Source organism: Cupriavidus sp. 2KB_3, assembly GCF_052115685.1.
GTDB lineage: Bacteria > Pseudomonadota > Gammaproteobacteria > Burkholderiales > Burkholderiaceae > Cupriavidus > Cupriavidus campinensis.
Map to the genome: position 1 here is coordinate 58180 of NZ_JBFRHD010000018.1, position 20538 is coordinate 78717.

Annotated in this window: 16 protein-coding genes; 7 read left to right on the forward strand and 9 right to left on the reverse strand. The window is 65.0% G+C overall.

Annotated features, from left to right (window positions below; all coding sequences use genetic code 11):
• Positions 1 to 139: 139 nt before the first annotated feature.
• The 3 genes from AB4120_RS19500 to AB4120_RS19510 form a co-directional block, all read right to left on the reverse strand.
• Positions 140 to 442, reverse strand: a complete 303-nt coding sequence (locus tag AB4120_RS19500; RefSeq protein WP_262389712.1) for a hypothetical protein — start codon at positions 440 to 442, stop codon at positions 140 to 142.
• A gap of 98 nt (positions 443 to 540) precedes the next feature.
• Positions 541 to 1077, reverse strand: a complete 537-nt coding sequence (locus AB4120_RS19505; protein ID WP_441642720.1) for a DNA-binding response regulator — start codon at positions 1075 to 1077, stop codon at positions 541 to 543.
• A 324-nt stretch (positions 1078 to 1401) separates the two neighbouring features.
• The gene (locus AB4120_RS19510; protein WP_149138548.1) at positions 1402 to 2292 is read right to left on the reverse strand and encodes a helix-turn-helix transcriptional regulator; all 891 of its coding nucleotides are present in this window, start codon (positions 2290 to 2292) and stop codon (positions 1402 to 1404) included.
• Positions 2293 to 2881: 589 nt separating this feature from the next.
• Between AB4120_RS19510 and AB4120_RS19515 the strand changes: the two genes are divergently transcribed.
• Positions 2882 to 4477: a phage integrase family protein gene (locus tag AB4120_RS19515; RefSeq protein WP_149138547.1), complete on the forward strand. Its 1596-nt coding sequence runs from the start codon at positions 2882 to 2884 to the stop codon at positions 4475 to 4477.
• Positions 4478 to 4549: 72 nt separating this feature from the next.
• Here AB4120_RS19515 and AB4120_RS19520 read toward each other — a convergent pair whose 3' ends face one another.
• Positions 4550 to 5578, reverse strand: coding sequence for a ParB/RepB/Spo0J family partition protein (locus tag AB4120_RS19520; RefSeq protein WP_149138546.1), 1029 nt, complete (start codon positions 5576 to 5578; stop codon positions 4550 to 4552).
• A 6-nt stretch (positions 5579 to 5584) separates the two neighbouring features.
• A complete protein-coding gene (locus AB4120_RS19525) occupies positions 5585 to 6241 on the reverse strand; it encodes an AAA family ATPase (protein ID WP_144201200.1) in 657 nt (218 codons plus the stop codon).
• Positions 6242 to 6632: 391 nt separating this feature from the next.
• Here AB4120_RS19525 and AB4120_RS19530 point away from each other — a divergent pair, with 391 nt between their 5' ends.
• On the forward strand, positions 6633 to 6836 hold the full coding sequence (locus tag AB4120_RS19530; RefSeq protein WP_006159056.1) for a cold-shock protein: 204 nt from the start codon (positions 6633 to 6635) through the stop codon (positions 6834 to 6836).
• A gap of 104 nt (positions 6837 to 6940) precedes the next feature.
• On the opposite strand, the gene AB4120_RS19535 is transcribed toward AB4120_RS19530, so the two are convergent.
• On the reverse strand, positions 6941 to 8035 hold the full coding sequence (locus AB4120_RS19535; RefSeq protein WP_144201054.1) for a replication protein RepA: 1095 nt from the start codon (positions 8033 to 8035) through the stop codon (positions 6941 to 6943).
• Positions 8036 to 9523: 1488 nt separating this feature from the next.
• Positions 9524 to 9727, reverse strand: a complete 204-nt coding sequence (locus tag AB4120_RS19540) for a cold-shock protein (protein WP_008646365.1) — start codon at positions 9725 to 9727, stop codon at positions 9524 to 9526.
• 331 nt (positions 9728 to 10058) lie between these two features.
• Here AB4120_RS19540 and AB4120_RS19545 point away from each other — a divergent pair, with 331 nt between their 5' ends.
• From AB4120_RS19545 to AB4120_RS19555, 3 genes are all read left to right on the forward strand, one after another.
• Positions 10059 to 11432 carry an NCS2 family permease gene (locus AB4120_RS19545; protein WP_149138545.1) on the forward strand — a complete coding sequence of 458 codons (1374 nt, stop codon included), beginning with the start codon at positions 10059 to 10061 and terminating at the stop codon, positions 11430 to 11432.
• A 435-nt stretch (positions 11433 to 11867) separates the two neighbouring features.
• Positions 11868 to 12323, forward strand: coding sequence for a hypothetical protein (locus AB4120_RS19550; RefSeq protein WP_149138544.1), 456 nt, complete (start codon positions 11868 to 11870; stop codon positions 12321 to 12323).
• Between the two features lie 122 nt (positions 12324 to 12445).
• Positions 12446 to 13819 (forward strand): sigma-54-dependent transcriptional regulator, encoded by a 1374-nt coding sequence (locus AB4120_RS19555; protein WP_144201198.1) that lies wholly within the window; start codon positions 12446 to 12448, stop codon positions 13817 to 13819.
• A gap of 202 nt (positions 13820 to 14021) precedes the next feature.
• Here the strand turns inward: AB4120_RS19555 and AB4120_RS19560 are convergent, their stop codons facing one another.
• Complete coding sequence (locus tag AB4120_RS19560; RefSeq protein WP_149138543.1) at positions 14022 to 14342, reverse strand: hypothetical protein; 321 nt, start codon at positions 14340 to 14342, stop codon at positions 14022 to 14024.
• A gap of 1275 nt (positions 14343 to 15617) precedes the next feature.
• On the opposite strand from AB4120_RS19560, the gene AB4120_RS19565 reads away from it, so the two are divergent.
• Positions 15618 to 16625, forward strand: coding sequence for a YihY/virulence factor BrkB family protein (locus tag AB4120_RS19565; RefSeq protein WP_149138542.1), 1008 nt, complete (start codon positions 15618 to 15620; stop codon positions 16623 to 16625).
• 76 nt (positions 16626 to 16701) lie between these two features.
• A complete protein-coding gene (locus AB4120_RS19570) occupies positions 16702 to 18294 on the forward strand; it encodes a peptide chain release factor 3 (protein ID WP_149138541.1) in 1593 nt (530 codons plus the stop codon).
• A gap of 12 nt (positions 18295 to 18306) precedes the next feature.
• Here AB4120_RS19570 and AB4120_RS19575 read toward each other — a convergent pair whose 3' ends face one another.
• Positions 18307 to 20445: a TonB-dependent receptor family protein gene (locus AB4120_RS19575; protein ID WP_149138540.1), complete on the reverse strand. Its 2139-nt coding sequence runs from the start codon at positions 20443 to 20445 to the stop codon at positions 18307 to 18309.
• Positions 20446 to 20538: the final 93 nt, after the last annotated feature.

Below are 20538 nucleotides of genomic sequence, written 5' to 3' on the forward strand. Positions count from 1 at the left end.
GCATGCGTTTGCGCGGGAAGGTGGAGCCTGGCGGTGGCGGCGTGCGCCCCATGCGGCGCGTGATGCTTCTGGCCAATACGCCCGTTGCCCGCGTTTGGCTATCGTCACATGAATGGCGCACGTCCAGGACGGCGTCATTTCAAAGCCCGCATGGTCCCCCGGTCGGCGGGCTTCTTTTTTGGCGCGACGCCTCGTCATCGTCCGCCGCGATCATCGCGCGCGCGGTGGCCATGTGCCGGGAGGCCTCCCGCTCGCCGAACTCGCACGCGGCGAGCACGGCCGCCGCCTCGGTGGCAAAGCACCGGCCATGCAGCTCGCCCCGAAACAACAACGGCCCGCCTCCTGCGATGGCGAGCCGAATCTCGAAACAACATGCCCACTTGCCCCGGCCCTCGCGCACGGCAAAGCCATGCACGACCAGGATATTGACGCCCCGTTCCATACGACCCCCTGCTTGGCCACGGCGGCCGGCCTCTCAAAGGCACCGGCTTCAGACCGTGGACTTCTCGCAAGCATAGGTCGCGCGACGCGGCCGCGCCTTCATCCGGTTGCCGTAGTGCCGTCAGCGGAGTGGGGGTGGGGGTAGAGGTGGGAGACGGGCGCTGCGCCGGCATGGCGCGGCTGGGCGCGCAGCATCGCCAGGGCCGCGCGCGGGAAGCACTGGCCGCCGGCCCATACCAGCGCGGCGGCGGCACAGACCAGTTCGATCGGGGCGGGCACGGCCAGGCAGCCGCTGGCGCCGATCTGGGCGGCGTAGACCATCAGCGCGGCATCGAGCGAGTCGGACAGCACCAGCCAGCGGCGTGGAGCCAGCCGTTCGCGCACGCGGTCCAGCAGCGCGCGGGGGTCGCCCTCCACGCCGCTGCAGTCGATGACTGCCATGTCCACCGGGGCGTGCGGCACGGCTTCGGAGGCGTCCGGATTGTCGATGGTGGCGGCACGCGCCTCCGCATCCGGGGTATCGAGCAGCCAGTCAGGCGCGTGCCATCGCACGGGCATGGAGATGTCCTGCCCCTCCATGCGTCTGGCGAGGATGCGGCACATCATTTCGTTGCTGGCGATCAGGTAGGTCGTCATCGACAGAGATCGGCATGTTGGGCGTCTGCACCGCGCGGCGTTACGTACCGCTGGCGCGACGGTTATCGGACGTCGGTTCACTCAACGCGTGCCAAACGGGTACGCGCACGACCTGCCCGCGCGACAGGCGCAGCCGGGAAGGCAACAGATGGCAGGCTGGGGATGGATGACGGTGGCGGCACGCGTCTGGTGACGCAGTCCGCAAATCGGTCTGCAAATCGGCCTGCAATAACGCTAGCAAGCGCAGCCGGTCACCGCCTCATGCTTTCGGATGAGGGCGGGCCGGCAGATGGGGGACGCGAGTGGCAGGCCGCGCGACCGCGCTCAGGCGGCCTCACAGGCCTCCCGGGGCTGCAGGACGGCGGACGAGCGGATCGAGGCCGGCGCGGTCACGGCAGGCCCCGGCCAGTTTAGCGTGGCCCCGCGCTGGAGCGCGACGTAGACCGCCTCGCCCTTGTTGCGCACGTGCAGGCGCTGATAGAGCGTACATGCGTGGGTCTTTGCCGTGGCCACGGAGATATTGAGCAGCCGGCTGACGGTCTTGATCGGATAGCCGCGCGCGAGCAGGGCCAGCACCTCGTACTGTCGCTCGGTGATATTGAGCAGATGGGCGCCCGCCGTCGGGGTTTCCAGCGGCGTGGCGTGCGACTGCGGGCCGTGGCTCGGCACACCATGCAGCGGCACGACGATCGGCGCCGCGGCATGGCGGCCGTCGCGACCGTCCGCGTGGGCCGCCGGCACCGGTACCGGCGCGGCGTGAACCACGGGCAGCGGCTGGCCAGGCTGGGCAAACTGATTGGCGGCCGCCTCGGCGCCGCGCATTACGGCGACGGGCGACGGGAAGCATTCGCCTCCGGCCAGCACCAGGCGGATGGCCGCTTCGAGCGCCTCGGCGGAGCAGGCTTTCGCGAGCAGGCCGCGCACGGTCTCGGGCAGGCCGAATTCGGGCATGGGTGCCGGCACGTGTTCGGCCAGCACCAGCACGCGCTGCGGCTCCAGCCGCTGGCACAGGCCGGCAAGGCCGAGCCAGCCAGCTTCCGCATCGGCGGGCAGGCCATAGATCAGCAGATCGGCGTGGTGCGTCCACGGATCCGGTTCATGCAGGGACTGGGGATCGATATCGACCAGATCGCCGGGAACATGCGCCTGTGCCAACAGGTGGCGCAGCCCAAGGCGGAGCAAAGGATGTGGCTCGAGCAACAGGATGGTGGCCATGGCCGCTCACTTCTTATTGGCGCGCGCGGATGCCGCGTACAATCCACTGCGCGCTGATTGGACATGCTCCGCTTTTGGCACGGCTGCACGCCCATACGATAGGTATCGCCTCCTGAGCCTTGCAGCGTTTCCCGTCCTGGCTCGCTGCTGTCCTGCCGGCCCTCCCTCGGAGGATGCCTACCGCCCCGTTTCGCGTATTCACGCGTTAGATGCTTCGCAACTCAGATTCAAATTAAATTGAATTCTGGTGTTCAGCATAGGAAGCACGCCGAGTGATTGCAAGCAAATGCTGCATTGCGGGGGTTTTCCCGTGTGGGGTTTTTGCGAGGTCGCTCACGGCGTAAAGTGCATTAACGGGCGCTTTTTGGCGACTGTTTTCCATACGGCACGCGTATGACGTGAATGGTTGCCACGTATGCTTCACATCCCGATCCCTGATCTCCAGCCATCTATATAGGTGAGGACGATAGAGGCGGCTTGGCTTCCCATCGAAAATAATTTACATTGCATTTTGATATTCAAAAGTGCCTGGTACGGATTGGCACTCCGCTAAAACTGTTATAACTCAAGCACTTATCGTCCCTTCTTCATGAGCACGGATCCCGACACGCTGGCCGCCACCAAGCTCACCCGAACCGAATTTGCCGTGGTCCGGGCCTATGCCCAGGGCATGCGGCCAGTGGATATCGCCAATCGTTACCTGCTCGATCCGGACGATGACGATGTGCTGACCGAGCATCAGGCGGTGCAGCGCATCCTGACGCTCCGGGATCGGCTCGTGCAGTTCGCGCTCCAGCATGACCGGCCCGATATCGCGGCCATGTTCGAGGCGCTGCGCGGGCGGTCTGACGCCGGGATGACGCGCCGGGTGGACGCGCTGTCGTCCATCGAGCGGCTCGGCCAGGGTCGGCCGCTGCCCGGGCATCAGGTGTCGCTGTGGTTCCGCCCCAGCCTCGCCCGCCGGCTGGCCACGGGTGGCGTACGCACCATTGCCGATCTGACCGATCTGGCGAACCAGCGTGGCAGTAGCTGGTGGCGCGCCGTGCCCCGCATCGGCCAGCAATCTGCCGAAATCATCACACGCTGGCTGCGTCAGCAGCAGTCGGAAATTGCTACGGCAGTCCGACCATATGTGCTTTCACCGTCACAACATCGTGGCCGGCCTGCGCTCGTACCAGCGCGGCTGGGGCCGGGGATGCGCGATCCCATCCCGCTCGAACACATGCTGGCGCCAGCGCCTGACTACCCCGGTGCGGGCTTGCTGGGGGATGACCTGCGGTTCGTGCGCGACTGGGTGGCTCGCCACAGGGGCTCCCCGCATACGACCGCCGGCTACCGTCGAGAGGCCGAGCGGCTGCTGCTATGGGTTGCTCAACAGCGGGGGGCAGTCCGGGCGCTGGACGCGGACGACCTTGCACGTTACCGCAGCTTCCTGGCCGACCCGCAGCCGGCGAGCTTCTGGTGCGGCCCGGCGGGCGCCCGGGACCGCGCGCACTGGCGGCCATTCGAAAGGCCGCTTGGCGCGAGTTCGATCGAGGCTTCGATGCGCGTGGTTCGGGCCTTGCTCCGAGCCATGGCGCGGTCGGGGCTGCGGCAAGGTGGTCAGGCGGTGGTGGCCAGTAGCGTACCCGTTGCTGCGTCGGAATCTATCGAAACGAATCGCTCGAATTTGCTTCCGGCCGGTGTCGTCGATGATTTCCTGGATTGGCTCGAGACGGTGGATCCCTCCCCTAGACACCGGGCGGCCCGGGCAACAGCCCTGCTGGTGCACCGGCACGGGGTGCGGATCTCGGCGCTGCCGGCAATGCGGCTCAGGGATGTCCGGCTCGCCGGGCGCAGCGCGCGGCTGCTGCCCGGGGCCGGAAATGCATCCGAAGATTCAGGTTTGCTGCTCGATGAAGAGGTCTGGATGGCGCTGCGTGCGCACTGGGCCGATCGGGGGATTCAGGTGGAGGCCGGCTGGAACGCAGATGCCGCCCTGCTCGCGCCGAGCGAATTTCCAGCCACGGCGCGGGGGCGCGCCAAGCAGGCGCAGGATAGTGCAGGCTACGCGGCGAGTGGTCTGGATCAGTTGCTGCGGGGCACCTGGAAGCGCTTCGCAGCGGGTCGTGAACTGGCCGAAATCGACTTCACACCGCGCCTGCTGGCGCTCGCCGGGCGTCCGCTGCCGGACACCCCGAAATGACCCCGAGCGTACCTTTTGCTGCGATCCAAATGTTCGATGAAACAATGAGTTAGCGAAGCGACTGCAAAAAACTCAGAGTAGCGTTTTATCCAGTCCGAAGCGTGCCTTAAGTACCTCGAGCAGGTCCTCCCGGGCATTGCGATCGGACAGCTGAACATCGAGCATCACCCGGCCCGAATCCCACTCCTTGATCGTGCCCAGTAGCTGACCGGATTCGGTCCGGATCTTGTACTGCCGACTGATCTCTTTGACCTTGCGCGACTTCCCTTCCTGCGCCTGTTTACGTATCGCCTCGACCTCGCGGCTGGACAGGCCGTCGTTCATGATGCGCGTTGCCAGGTCACGCGTGCGGTCCTCGCCGGCGATCTTGCAGAACAGCGTCAACTCGTAGCCGGCCGCAATCCCGATGGCGCTCGGCCGCTCGCGCATCACGCCGAGCACGGAGTCCGGCAGCTTTAGCAGCGCCAGGGTCTTGTTGACCGTGCCAGCCGACATACCGGTCAGCTCGCAGATCTCCTCTTCCTTCTGGACCTTGCCTTCATCCAGCAGCTGACGCCAGGCGATGGCGTTATCGAGTGCGGACTGGTCCGAACGCTGCTCGTTGAGCAGGAACGACAGCCGGTAGAAATCGAGATCGCTGAGGTCGCTCTCGATGAAGCATTCCATCTCGAGCTTGCCGGCCGAGGCCAGGGCCCGCTTGCGATAGTGACCGTCGATGAGGATGTAGTGCCCGGGACGCACGGGGTCCGGAGCCGCCAGACCGGGTGTCTTCTGCCCATGCGTGGCGATCGACGCGGCACGTTCCTGGACCACTGCGGGATCATAAATTCGACGCGCATTGAAAGGATTGTCGTGCAGTTGCGCGATGGGGATCTTGATCAGCGTACGGCCCGTTTCCGACGATTCCGCACTTTCAGCGCTGAAAGTTTGGATTTCGGCAACCGGCGGACGCTCGGCGCGCTGGGTCTGGAGCAACCCGTTCGGATGCTGGGAGATTGCCGCCTCCGCCCTCGCGAAGCGATCCATCGTGTCGTTGCGGGTCTTCTCCGCCGCCATGCCGGCCAGCATGCCAGCCTTGAGGCTCTTCAATTTTGTTGCCATGGGGAATTACTCGATCAGGGACAGGACTTCGTCGACCATCATGTCAACCTCCTGTATGGCCTCGCGGGCACCCGGCACACCGTGCACGGTGCAGCCAATGGCCTGGCATTCCCGGAACGCCGAGCGTGAGCCAATCATGGCATTCAGCAGCGGCACATCGCCGTCATCGCCCAGGATCTCAATGGCCTGACGGGCGATCGAGACGCGCCGCTGGACCATATTGGCCATAACGCGGATCTGCAAGGTCTCATTCTGGACCTGGGCGTGCTGCGCGAGCGTCTTCGCCGCCACTGCCGCCCAAAGATCGGGCGGCGACGGGACGACCGGGATAATCGCGAGGTCGGAAATCAGGAGCGCGCTCGACGGCGCGGCCGAATGCACGGCGGGCGGGCAGTCGACAAGGATGTAGTCGTAGTCGTGGATAAATTTGCGGACTTCGCGGTGCATCGCACCGCCGGAGGGCGCCAGGCCGATCACGGAAGCAGGAAACGGGCGTTCGTCGCTCGCCTGTGCGGCCCAACGCGTGGCAGTGCCCTGCTCGTCCATATCGACAAGCATGGAACGGGCGCCGCGCAGGCCCAGCGTGCCAGCCAGGTGCATGCTCACCGTGGTCTTGCCACAGCCGCCTTTCTGGTTGAACACGGTAATGATTTTTGCTGCCACACTGGCCTCACTTTCAGCGCTGAAAGCGCACATGACGAGTTCTCTACAGGCGGAACTGTAGCCAAATCGGCAGTGCGCTACAACCCATTTTTCATTATTCAAATTTTATGTGCCGTAATGTCACGCCACCACGCGACGGCGAAGGGTAAACACGGCCTACCTCAAACTTGGGGATATTTCCTCTTGAAATGAGGCAGAGAATCCGCCTAAAGTAAAGATAGTGCGCATTACCCCGCACATGACACAGCAGAACAAACTGGTTATGATGCGCGCTACAGTCGAGTCAAGTCGTGTCAACCTCGTTGGCTTCCGTTCGGTATCTACGAGACCTCAACGTGCTTGAACGGTTGTTTGCGTTGTGTACAAGAACTTGCTTCGAAAGGAAATTCCTATGGCAACCGGTACGGTCAAGTGGTTTAACGAGACCAAGGGCTTCGGCTTCATTACCCCGGACGACGGTGGTGCAGATCTGTTCGCGCACTTCTCGGAAATCCAGGGCTCGGGTTTCAAGACCCTGAAAGATGGTCAGCGTGTGACGTTCGAAGTGAAGCAGGGCCCCAAGGGTCTGCAGGCATCGGCAATCAAGCCCGCCTGACCCTGTTTCACTGAACGCCCCGCCACGTGCGCAAGCGCGTGAAGGGTAAAGAAAAAGGCAAGCGCTCGTCGCTTGCCTTTTTCGTTCCGGCGGTCAGATCGCCTTCAGGCCAGCTTGCGAACGCTAGTGCGTGACGGCTGCAGGATCAGGGCCTTTGACGAATCAGCGTCCACTTTCGCGCCCGGATAGACCACCAACACGTCCTTGAGTGCTTTGCGGAACAGCGCGCGGAACTTGCGCTCGCTCTCGGTCTCCGTGCCGAACTGCATTTGCAGCGCTTCCCACGGGATCTCGGTGCGGCGCTGGATCGTGAAGAACCGGTACGTCAGCCACGAATACACATCGAGCGCAAACGGCGATTGCTTGAGCGCCTTGAGGGCACGCATATCCACCGGTACCGGGCGGTTTACCAGCTCGTTGAAGAACGGCTCGGACAGCACCACAAAGCTCTCGAACATCGAACCCTGCCCAGGCTGCATCGGGTCCCACCACGTCGAGAGCTGGTCGGCCAGCAGGTAACCCACGCGATCGATCGACAGGGGCTCGTGATTGGGCGTCTGATTGGGGGTCGGTGTCGACTTGTTCTGCACGATTGCAATCGTCGCCGAGAACAGGCGGATCATCTGCTGGCGCACCAGCGTCATGGTCCCGCGCTTGCCGCCCGTAGCCATCGGAATCCCGAGGTTGTACATGAACTCCGACAGCGAATTGCCGAGCGAGATACGGCGGTCTTCGACCGTGCCGGTAAACTCGCCGCGCTTCTTCTTCGCCATGATCTCCTTGCCAATCCAGGCAAGCATCAGGCGTGGATAGGAGCCGTATGGATAACCTAGCGAAACGGTTTCGGACACGAGCTTCTGACGGCCATTGGCCGCCCGTTCGGAGCGTTGCTGGGTGAAGTAGCCCGGCTGGATCATCAGCGAGATGTTGCCGCTGGTGCGCGTCCATACGGGCGGCGCACCTTTTGGCGCCCGGTACGGCAGCGTCACCTGCACGCTGGCGCGGCTCAGGAAGCCCACCTCGCCGCTTTGCCAGGCGTCCTCGCGCTCCATCGCCTGAGCCTCGTCGAAGAGGCGCTGGAATTTCTCGGACGGAACCAGGACGTTCTCGTTTCCGGGAACGATGATGCGGGAAGGCTCGTGGTCCCCTTGCAGGACGGAGCGGTCCCCCTCGGTGGCCAGGGAGCGTTTGATGGGCATATTGACGGGCTTCGGATTACCCGCCTTTTTACGCGAACCCGTAAACGTTGTCACGCAGAAACAGGTACGTATACGTACTTTGTGTTTTCAGGTGCTGAGTGCCGTTGACGTTTGCTTGCGGTCACGGCGTGACATCGCCAACTCGTCTGTTGGCCAGCTGTTTGAGGTTTCGGGTTTCTCAAGACTGGCAGGATGTCCGGCATACGGTGGGCAACCCGGCAGGGTTGTCCACGGTTGGCGGCACATCAGCTACAAGTAAACGATACCGATACGGGTTAACTACTTGTAAACCGTATACGGAGGGAAAACGGGCTTGATTTCAAAAGGAAAAAGAACGCCCAGCGAACCCGATTCTGCGGGGAAGCGTACTCGATTCTGCGAAGCCCCGAACCCGAATCTGCGGCTGGGCGAACCCGTTTCAGCGGAAACCGCGAACCGGATTCTGCGGGGATAACTCACTGATCCCACAGGCTTTTCCACAACAGAATGCGCTAAAAGCGTACCTGATTCTGCGTGCAGCGTGTCCGGTGGCCGTTTCCCTGCTCGGAAGCCCTGTGAACAACCGCGTTATCCCCGCAGAAATGGGTGCGCGGACGGACTGCGTGACAGGCGATGCGTACCCGATTCTGCGGGCCGGCCGCCCCAAAGCGTACCTGTTTCTGCGTCTGGCAGGTTCGGGGTCGACCACATCCTGTGCGTACCCGTTTCTGCGGCGTACCCGATTCTGCGAAACGGCGTCATTTTGCTGCGGCGCCCAGCACCGTACCCATTTCTGCGCGGGTTCAGCATGCCTCAATTTCCAGGAGCGTACCCAAATCTGCGTGAATCGGAGGCGCATAGCGTCAGCCTGCAGAAACCAAGCGACTCTAGCATTAGCCTATAGAAAAAGCCAGTACTCACTCTCAACGTATACCTGGCGGTGTGTAGAGATTCCGGCCGTACCCATTTCTGCGTTCTATTTGGCTCCCGCAGCGCGGTCGCAGACGTATACCTCACGGGCGTCGTGGGGGAACGTACCCATTTCTGCGCGCACATCGATGTCGTTCCCGACACGCGCCGTCGGCGAGCGTACCCATTTCTGCGTCCCAATCGCAGGGATCGGGCGTATACATCGTGAATTTGCCGCGTACCAGATTCTGCGGGGACAACTCGGCGCGAAATCCGGCACCGGCGAGCCCAAGACGACGGATAGATGGCTCCCGCCCTGGGAAGAACCGGGCGAATGGCGAACCCATTTCTGCGGGAGGGCGCGATGCGCGGCGCGGCAATCCGTCGCAAACCGTACCCAATTCTGCGGAGATCAGTCAGGAATGCGTACCCGTTTCTGCGGCGCGACTGCGCGGGGTACGGAGGAAGACACGCAACAAAACGAAGCCGGAAGACCTGAAAGGCCGATCCGACGAAAAACAGGCGAAAAAAAACCCCGCCAGTGATGGCGGGGCTTTTTCGGTGCTGGCACACCTTGCGGCGTGCCGGAGCTACCTTGGCTTACAGCGGCGTGATGTTCGCAGCTTGCAGACCCTTCGGGCCGTTCTTGACTTCGAACGACACGCGTTGGTTTTCCTGCAGCGACTTGAAGCCGTCGGCGCGCACTTCGGAGAAGTGGGCGAACAGATCATCACCGCCTGCGTCCGGCTTGATAAAGCCGAAGCCCTTGGCGTCATTGAACCACTTGACGATACCGGTTTGCATGGTATTGCTTTCCAAAAAAAGATAAAAAAGAAACCGATGGTGCACACACCATCGCACTGCCAACTCAAGGAAAGGACACCATGGACAACCGAAGTACCAACGGTGGCTAACGAATGAACTGTTGCCTCGTCGCTTGAATCTAGCTGAGGTTTATACGGGGGATTCGCCGCCCCGTCAAGGTAGGGATTCCCCGCCAGGGGCTGGCACCGTCACGTGGGCCTATGGGATCATCCCGCCTTTTGCCTATTGTCTGTCATGCAGCCCATGACGCCGCCCGGGCCGGGCGAGCCGAGCCGCAGCAGACGCGCAACAGATTCCAGGAGACCCCCACATGTCCCTACCGGACCCCGCCGAGCGGCCGGGCGGCGATGCCGCGCCCGCCTTCCACGCCAGCCAGGCCACCGCCGGCATCGCCGAGCGCCTGTTCCGCCTGGCCGAGCACAACACCAATGTGCGCACCGAAGTGCTGGCCGGCGTGACCACGTTCCTGACCATGGCGTACATCATCTTCGTCAATCCGAGCATTCTTGGCGATGCCGGCGTGCCGAAGGACGCGGTGTTCGTCGCCACCTGCTTGGCCGCAGCCATCGGCACGCTGATCATGGGGCTCTATGCGAATTATCCGATCGCAATGGCGCCGGGCATGGGCCTCAACGCCTACTTCGCCTATACGGTCGTCAAGGGCATGGGCCTGCCGTGGGAAGCGGCGCTCGGCGCGGTGTTTATCTCCGGCTGCCTGTTCCTGCTGGTCACGCTGCTCCGCATCCGGGAAATGATCGTCAAAGGCATCCCGCATGCGATCCGTGGCGCGATCACGGCAGGCATCGGGTTGTTCCTGGCGATCATCGCACTGAAGAACGCCGGCATCATCGCGGCCAGCCCCGCCACGCTGGTGACCATCGGCGATCTGCACCAGCCGCCTGCGATCATGGCCACCATCGGTTTCTTCGTGATCGTTGCGCTGGACCGCCTGAAGGTGAAGGGCGCGATCCTGATCGGCATCCTGCTCACCACGGTGCTGAGTTTCCTGTTCGGCGGCAACACCTTCCACGGCGTGTTCTCGGCGCCGCCGTCGATCGCGCCCACGCTGTTCAAGCTCGATATTGCCGGCGCGCTGTCCATCGGCATCATCAACGTGGTGCTGGTGTTCTTCCTGGTCGAACTGTTCGATGCCACCGGCACGCTGATGGGCGTGGCCAACCGTGCCGGGCTGCTCAAGGCCGGCAAGATGCACCGGCTCAATCGGGCGCTGATGGCCGACAGCACGGCGATCATGGCCGGCTCGCTGCTCGGCACGTCGTCGACCACCGCCTATATCGAGAGCGCGTCCGGCGTGCAGGCCGGTGGCCGTACCGGCCTGACCGCCGTGACCGTGGCCGTGCTGTTCCTGGCCTGCCTGTTCATCGCGCCGCTGGCCGGCACGGTGCCGGCCTATGCCACCGCCCCGGCGCTGCTCTACGTCTCCTGCCTGATGCTGCGCGAGCTGGTCGACATCGACTGGACCGATGTCACCGAAGTCGTGCCCGCCGTGCTCACCGTCCTCGGCATGCCGTTCACGTACTCGGTGGCCAATGGCGTCGCGTTCGGCTTTATTGCCTACGCAGTGCTGAAGCTGCTGACCGGCCGCGCGCGCGAGGTGCCGCTCATGGCGTGGATCATCGCCGCCGTGTTTTTGTTCAAGTTCTATTACCTGCCGGGGCATTGAAACCGCACGAAACCGCCCGATGGCGTACCCGATTCTGCGTTAAATGTGAGCGCTCATTAACCTGATGGGTCGCCTGCGGTGTGCGATTCTGATCTCACACTAAAGTATGAGACATGAATGAAAACGATCACTTCGGGCTGGACAAACCGTCTCAAATGCACTGAACTAGAGGCGAAGTAGACGAAGGGCGCGTGAGAGCGCCCTTTCTTGACTCCGGCCTACGACGAGGCCGCGCCCCGCGCGCGGCGGCCGTCATCGGCCGAGAGCATCCGACGAGACCGTCTTGCAGCGGCGGCGGGGCCACCACGAGATCACGGAAGTCATAAACAGACCACACGGCCGACACGTGTGGCAGACAACAGACAGCTCAAGACCAAACATAGACAGTGGTAATCGTACGCAGTGCCGGGGGTGTTGTTCAACGGGGAACAAATCATGACCGCAGGAGAGATCCGGCGTCCCGAATTCGGGCCCATCAGTGCATCCGCCAGTCGATCGATTCACCGCGCGCCATTGGCCAGTGACGCGTCCGCCATTTCACTACGGGATGCCGACCTGGGCGGCCCGGACACCGAAGTCGCCGTGCTGCTCGCCGAGGACACGGAGATTTCGCCACGCACGCGCCAGGCCGTGGAGGCCCTGCTGCAACGCCATCGCATGCTGGCCGAGGAACTTGCGCGCCAGCGCACCCTGCTCCAGGAATGGATCCTGAGCCAGCTCACCTACAAGGCGCTTTACTTCCAGTACTCCGGCCAGTCGCCCGAAGCGCCCAGCGTGGACCTGATGCGCGAAAAGGACATGGTGCGCCGCCGCATCCGCGACCAACTGCACGCCGGCCGTGACTACGACAGCGTGCTCGAAGAACAGTCTCGCAGTCTGTCCAGACCGTGATACCGACGTTGAGTGCGGGGGAACTCCCCCTGCCGGCGGAACCCAGCCGGGCCATGTGGCCCGCTTCCGGCGCGATTGCCGGCACCGCCGCGAACAAGAAGACAAACGTCAGGGAGAACGGCATGGACCGACTGTGCAAAGCGTCGACACGCTCCGCACAGATCGTGCTGGTGTCGCGTTACGAAGATTTTGGATTCAGTGCCGAGCAATTCGGCCAGGGGTGGGAGATCCGGCGCGTGCAGCAGGTGCGCGACCTGGAGCGCGTCGTGCGCGGCAGTGCGCCCATGGCGGGCATCCTCGACCTGCAATCGAGCTATTCCGATGCGGAGCTGACCCAACTGGAGCAGGGCCTCCAGCATCTGCACGTGACCTGGGTGGCCATCACCTCCAACGAGATGATCGAGGACGAGCGCATCCGCCGCATGATCCGCGACTATTGCGTGGATTACGTGCGCACGCCGTTCTCGTTCGACGAACTGGCGTACACGCTCAAGCACGCCCACGGCATGGCCAGCCTGCATGGCGTCCGCGCGCCGGAGCATGTGCCGCACGGCCCGATGATCGGCGACTGCAACGTCATGCGCGTGATGTTCCGCTCGCTGGCCAAGGTGGCCCACAACGACGCGCCGGTCTTCATCTCGGGCGAGTCCGGCACCGGCAAGGAGCTGGCCGCGCAGGCGATCCACGAGGCGTCGAGCCGCCGCAAGGGCCCGTTCGTGGCGATCAACTGCGGCGCCATCCCCTCGCACCTGGTGCAGTCCGAACTGTTCGGCTACGAGAAAGGCGCGTTTACCGGCGCCAACGCGCGCAAGATCGGCTGGATCGAGCAGGCGCAGGGCGGCACGCTGTTCCTCGATGAAATCGGCGACCTGCCGCTCGAGAGCCAGGTGGCGCTGCTGCGCTTCCTGCAGCAGGGCTGCATCACGCGGTTGGGCGGCCATCAGTCGATTCCGCTCGACCTGCGCATCATCTCGGCCACCCACGTGGACCTGGTGCTGGCGCAGACCGACGGCCGTTTCCGTTCCGACCTGTTCCACCGGCTCTGCGTGCTGACGCTGACGATTCCGCCGCTGCGCGACCGCGGCGAGGACATCCTGCTGCTGGCCAACGCGGTGCTGACCGAGCACGGACACGAGGCCCACCGGCGCATTCGCGGCTTCTCGGCGTGCGCCACGCAGGCGATGATGCAGTACGCGTGGCCCGGCAACGTGCGGGAGCTGATCAACCGGGTGCGGCGCGCCATCGTCATGACGGACAACCGCAAGATCACCGCGGAAGACCTGCAACTGCACGGGGGTGTGGAGGTGCCGCGCAAGACGCTCGATGCCATCCGCGAGGAGGCGGAGCGCGAGGCGATCCGCACGGTGATGGCCAGCCACGGTTTCCACGTGGTGCCGGCGGCGCGGGAGCTCAATGTCTCACGCGTGACGCTGTACCGGCTCATGCACAAGCACAACATCCGCGTCGATTCGCAACCAGGCGCCGTGGCGGAGTAGGTTGCCGCGGAGTAAGTTACCGAAGTGCCAGGGGGAACCCGGCGACGTCCGCTCGCCGGACCCCCTTCGTCCCATCGCCCGGACAGCAGCGGCAGGCTAGCGCGGCCTGGCCCGCGCGGAGATCGTCCTTAATCCCTCCCTCTCAATCCTTCCCTTTCAAGAATCGTTCCTGGCGCCTCCCTCGTCGTTCAAGTCATGCCATTCAAGTCATGCTGATCTTGTCGCGCCGGTGCCGTGGCGGCGTGGCGTCGGCCGGCCCGCGCGTGGGCAGCGGGTCGCGCGGCTCGGCGCTCTCGCGCGCCTGGCGCGCGTCGGGGTGGGGCGCGCTCTGGTCGGGCGCGAAGGTCAGGTCGCCCCAGGCCCAGGCGAAGCTGCGCACATAGCTGTCGTTGCTGAGGGCGGCGTGACTGTTGAGGTTGGCGCAGTCGGGCCGGTCGAAGTACGCGTAGTTGCCGGCGAACGCGGCAGTCGTCGCGGTCGAGAGCAGCGCCAGCGCGATGATGGCGGGGACTCTGGCGTTCATGGGTGGCTCACTCCCTTGCTGGAAAAAGGTGCCCGCCGGGGGACGGAGCACGTAAAGCTTTCAAATACTGCAAGCAATGCCGTTGTCGGCTGTCATCCACTGTTGTCCTTGCGACGTGGCCTCAGCATGCCGGCAACCCGTTGCGGCGCCGGCTGGCGGACACCGCGAGCGTGCGGCTGGCCGCCGCGCAATACGAGGCGACCGGGCGCAGTGGCTGGCGGGGCGACGGAAGCAGGGGCGGCGACAGCAGGTCAATCACGGACGGTGCGGGGCCCGCCAATCGATGGGCGCGCCTGCGTGCCGTCATTCGTGCGGGCGGATGACGCATGGCGGGGGGTCCTCCTGCGTGGTCTGTCGAATAGTTGTCAAAGGCGCGTGCTTCTCCCTGCCCGGTACAGAGCGACAAGTGTGCCAATGCGCGCGAAACGCTTGTTTTATAGGGGTTGCGCGACATCGACACGTGCGCCGGCCCCGGAGCGGGCCGTCAGGCGGCGTCGATCGGTTTCGCCGCTGTAACGCAAGCGGACGGAGGCGCGCGTGGTCGCGTGACATGTCGCAGGGCGGTTGGGGGGATCGGCGCGTCATCGCGCGGCGCCCGGCCCCCCGGCAGCGCTGCCAAGGTGGGAGGCGGCGGCAGATGTCGCCCCTGAATGACCGCCCGGCGCCACGCCGTTGCGCGTGCCGGTGGGGCGGCAGGGCCGATGGCGCGTCCTGACGCGCGACCCGGGCGCCCTCGCGCCGGGGTGCGGCACGCGTGTGCACCCGGTTGCAGGGCTGAAACATGGGTCTGGCGGGGAGGATCGACGCAGAAACGGGTACGCCCGCCTGACCGCAGGTCGGCGTGGCCGGGCAGGGAGGCGGAGAGCGCGGTGCGGGCGGCTAGCGCGGGGTGCCCGACGGCACCGATGCTCCCGGCGCCATCGGTGCCGGTCGGTCGCCGGGGGTGGCGTTCGAGGTGGCGCCGGAAATGGGCTTGGGCCCCGGCTGTCCACGCTGCTGTTCGCAGCCGGCCAGTGCCAGCAGGCCAAGGCAGAGCGCGGCAACGGGGCGCCTGATCGAGGTGCGGATCACGGAGGTCTCCTGTTCCTGGCCGGCGCGGCGGGTCCGCGCGCCGGCGGGTTGTGCCTGAACCTACTGTAGCAGGTTGCACCGGTGCCGCTCCGGAAGCGCATTATCATGAACGCAGGTCGGACGCGCGCTGACAGACAGCGCCGGCTGCGTCGTCCATGCTCTGAACGTGACGAGGCCATCACCCTCCACCACCCGAGATCCGGCATGTCTCCTGAACAAGCTTCCCGGCCGCCCGAGGGCGCGCCGCCCCGGCCCCAGCGTGGACGCCTCCTGCCAGACCGCCACACGGCCTCGCGCACCTTCCGTGTGGTCTCGGCCGCCGTCCAGGCCTGGTTCGAGCACCGCGCAGCGAGCAAGGGCGCGGCACTCTCCTTCTATATGTTGTTCTCGCTCGCGCCGATCCTGGTGCTCGTGATCTCGATCGCGGGCCTGTTCTTCGGCGCCGAAGCCGCGCGCGGCGAGATCTTCTCCCAGATCAACGGCCTGGTGGGGGAGCAGGGCGCCGCCGCCATCCAGGAGATCCTGGCCGCCACGCACCGCGCCGGCGGCGGGGGCGTGGCCGCGGCCATCGCGTTCGGCATCCTGCTGGCCGGGGCGACCAGTGCCTTCGCCGAACTCAAGAGCAGTCTCGACGATATCTGGCACGCGCCGCCGCCGGCCGGCGCCGGCTGGAAGAAGCTGCTGCGCGCGCGGGTGCTGTCGTTCAGCATCGTGCTGGCGCTGGCCTTCATGCTGCTGGTCTCGCTGGTCGTCAACGCCGCGCTGGCCGTGGTCGACCGCTTCTGGGGCGCGCTCTGGACCGCCTCCTGGTTCGCCCCGGTGGCGGACGCCATCTCTACGGCGTTCTCGTTCGCCGTGGTCACGGCCCTGTTCGCGGTGATCTTCAAGATGCTGCCCAACGCCCGCATCGCCTGGCGGGATGTGACGATGGGAGCGATCATCACCGCGCTGCTGTTCGCCGTGGGCAAGCGGCTGATCGGGCTCTATCTGGGGAACAGCGCGGTGGCGTCGTCCTATGGGGCGGCCGGCTCAGTCGTGGCGCTGATGTTGTGGGTGTACTATTCAGCACAAATATTCTTCTTCGGGGCCGAGCTGACGCGCCAGTACGCGTTGCAGTTCGGTAGCCTGCGCGGACACGATCCGGCCAAGGAAAACCGCGCGGAGCCGGGTACCGCGCGCGGTGCCACCCCGCCGGGGGCCGCGAACCGGTAAAATACCGCCCCATTCCCTGTGCCCCGCCCGGGGCCCTCCACCCGATCCTGCCTGTCAGTCACCAGATTCCGTTGCCGTGAGCTCGCTCGTTTCCGAAATTGCGCGTCGTCGCACCTTTGCCATCATCTCCCACCCCGACGCGGGCAAGACCACGCTGACCGAAAAACTGCTGTGGTTCGGCGGCGCCATCCAGGTGGCCGGCGAAGTGCGTGCCCGCAAGGCCGACCGCCATGCCACGTCCGACTGGATGGAGCTGGAAAAGCAGCGCGGCATCTCGGTGACCTCGTCCGTCATGCAGTTCCCGTACCGCCGCCGGCCGGACGTGCCCGAGAACATCGTCAACCTGCTGGATACCCCGGGCCATGAGGACTTCTCCGAAGACACCTACCGTACGCTGACTGCCGTCGACTCGGCGGTGATGGTGATCGACTCGGTGAACGGCGTGGAAGCGCAGACCATCAAGCTGCTCAACGTTTGCCGCCTGCGTGACACGCCCATCCTGACCTTCATCAACAAGCTCGACCGCGAAGGCCGTTCGCCGATCGAGCTGCTCGATGAAATCGAGGACGTGCTCAAGATCCAGTGCGCGCCGATGACCTGGCCGATCGGCATGGGCAAGGCGTTCCGCGGCGTGTACCACATGATCGACGACAAGGTGCAGCTGTTCGACCCCAAGGGCGAGAAGGGCACCGCCGCGATCCTGGACGGTCTGGACAACCCCGAACTCGACCGCATCCTGGGCAGCCAGGCCGACGAGTTGCGCGTGGAAATCGAACTGGTACGCGGTGCCTCGCACACCTTCGACAAGGAAGCCTTCCTCTCCGGCAAGCAGACCCCGGTCTACTTCGGCTCGGCGATCAACAACTTCGGCGTGCAGTCGATGCTGGACGCGCTGTGCGAGCTGTCGCCCCCGCCGCTGGCGCGCCAGACCGAGAGCCGCGTGGTGGTGCCGGAGGAAGCCAAGTTCACCGGCTTCGTGTTCAAGATCCAGGCGAACATGGACCCGCGCCACCGCGACCGTATCGCCTTCGTGCGCGTGTGCTCGGGCAAGTTCGACCGGGGCATGAAGCTGCTGCACGTCTCGGCCGGCAAGACCGTGGCCATCAACAACGCCATCACCTTCATGGCGCAGGATCGCAACACCACCGAGGAAGCCTACGCGGGCGACATCATCGGCGTGCCCAACCATGGCACGATCCGCCTCGGCGACGTGTTCACCGAGGGCGAGCCGCTCAAGTTCACCGGCATTCCGTCGTTCGCGCCCGAGTTTTTCCGCCGCGCGCGGTTGAACAACCCGCTCAAGGTCAAGCAGTTGCAGAAGGGCTTGCAGCAACTGGCCGAAGAAGGCGCGACGCAGATGTTCCGCCCGCTGGCCTCGAACGACCTGGTGCTCGGCGCGGTCGGTATCCTGCAGTTCGACGTGGTGGCGCACCGGCTGGAGCACGAGTACGGCGTGGATGCGATCTTCGAATCCCATGAATGCGCCACGGCGCGCTGGCTGCGTGGCGATGCCGCCGAGATCGAGAAGCTGATCGAGAAAGCCGGCCACAACGTGGCGCTGGACGGCGCCGGCGACCACGTCTACCTGGCGCCCAGCATGGTCAACCTGCGCCTGACGCAGGAGCGCTTCCCGAACCTCCAGTTCCTGGAAACGCGCGAGATCGTCTGACGCGGCGGCGCCTCAATACGCCAGCGACGCCTGTACATAGAACGTGCGCGGCATGCCCACGTACTTGCCGAAGTTGTTGTCGGTGGAGCGCGTGTAGTAGCGCCGGTCGAACACGTTCTTGATGCCTGCGGCCAGTTTCAGGTTCTGCGCCGCCTTGCCGAAGTCGTAGCCCACGCGCAGGTTCATCAGCGCGTAGCCAGGGATGTCGCCGTACCGCCCGTCGGCCGACTCCCGGGTCTGGTACACCGCGCTCGCCGTGCGCGGCACGCCGGGCGAGCGCTGCTTCGATTGTCCGAAACCATCCACGTTGACCGACCAGCGGTTGCGGGCGTAGCGCAGGCCCAGCGTGGCCACGTGGCGCGAGTAGAACGGCAGGTCGCGCCCGGCAAACGCCCCCTGCTTGTAGGTGGCTTCCGTGAACGTGTAGGTGGCGTAGGCGCTCAGCCCGGCGAGGGACTTCGACAGCGTGCCGAAGTCGTAGCGCAGGCCCGATTCGAGCCCCCGGTGGGTGGTTGCCCCCAGATTCGTCCACGCATCCGGCGCCCCGACCGTGCCACCCTGCAGTTGCAGCGCGTCATCGAAGTCGATGTTGAACAGCGTCAGTTCGCCGCCCCAGCCACCCAGGCTGTCGAAATGGGTACCCACTTCGTAGGTCTTGGCCTTTTCGGGCACCAGGCCGTTGGTGGTCTGGGCCAGCTGAAAGTACTGCAGCGGGCCGTACGACACGCCCGCGTTGGCGAACATCGTCCAATTGTGCCGAATACGGTACATGACGGCCAGTGAAGGCAGTGGCTCGTTCGATGACAACGCCGGGCGGTTACCGGTGACATGGTCTTCCAGGTGCGTGCGGATGAATTCGTAGCGCAGCCCTGGCGTGATCGTCCAGTCGCCCACGTGGATGGTGTCGTCGAGATAAACGGCGGTGGCCGTCGTGCCCCCCGTGCGCGACTGGTAGACGGGCGCCGGCAGACCGGGCGCATCGACCGACCCCGGCGCATAGAACGCTGTGCGTGTTGCTTTTTCGGCACTTGCCTCGCGCAGGTAGCGGTAACCGATGCCGATCTCATGCCCCACGCTGCCGGTGCGAAAGATCTGTGCGTAACGCGGCTCGATCGCGAACACGTGATAGTTGCGCGGCGCCGTGGTCAGCCGGCGCTGCACCCCACTCCCGGCGCCGCGCTGGTTCTCGATCTCGCTGCCCCGGAAGCTGTCCGTGTAGTAGGTCAGCACCTCGACCTTCCGGTCACGGTCGTCGTGGGCGTACCTGAGCGAGAAGTCCGAGCGGCGGCCGGCGAAGTTGTCGTAGGGCCGCGTGGACTGGAACGGATCGGCGGCGTACTGCGCCTGTGTCAACCCGCCCGGCAGGCCGCCCCGGCCCTCGAAGTAGTGGAACGTTGCCGCGAGCGAGTCGGCCGGGGAGATCCGGTAGGCGCCCTTGAGCATCATGTCGTCGATATCGACATAGTCGTTGCCCGCGCGGTAGCCGTTGCCGTGCACGCCCGAGTACAGCAGCGCGCCGCCCAGGCCGTTGTCCGCGGTACCGCCGAGGAACGCAGTCGGGTTGGCCTTGGCGTTGCCGCCATGGCTGTAGACGTCGGTCTGGATCGCCGCCTCGGCCGTGAACGCCTGCGGGATCGGGCGCGACACGAAGTTGATGATGCCGCCCACGTTCTGGGGGCCGTAGCGCACCGAGCCGGCGCCGCGCACCACGTCCACCGCACTCAGGTTGCCGAGCGACAGCGGCGCCATCGACAGTTGCGGCTGCCCGTACGGCGCCACGGCCAGCGGCACGCCGTCCATCAGGATGGTGGAGCGCGGCGAGAGCCGCGAGGTCAGGCCGCGCACGCCCACGTTCAGGGAGAGGTCGCTGCCGCCCGTGCCGTTGTTCTCCTGCACCTGTACGCCGGGAATGCGGCGCAGGACGTCGCGCACGTTGTTGGCGCCGGTCTCGTTGATCACTTCCCGATCAACGATGGTGCGCGCGCCCGGATGCTCGAGCACCTTTTCTTCATCGGGCGCCTCGAGCCAGTTGCCGATCACCGTGACGGCATGGAGGGTAGGGGGTGAGGATTGCGCCACGGCGGGCACGGAGAGGGTGTAGAGCGCCACGCCGGTGGCGGCGAGGGTCAGGCGGGATGCAGCGGACAGCATGTCAGACAACCGGGAATGAAAGTGTCCGCAGTCTAAATACGAATCATTCTCAACACTGTACCAATGTACCTCAATGTCGCATCCACGCGTCAG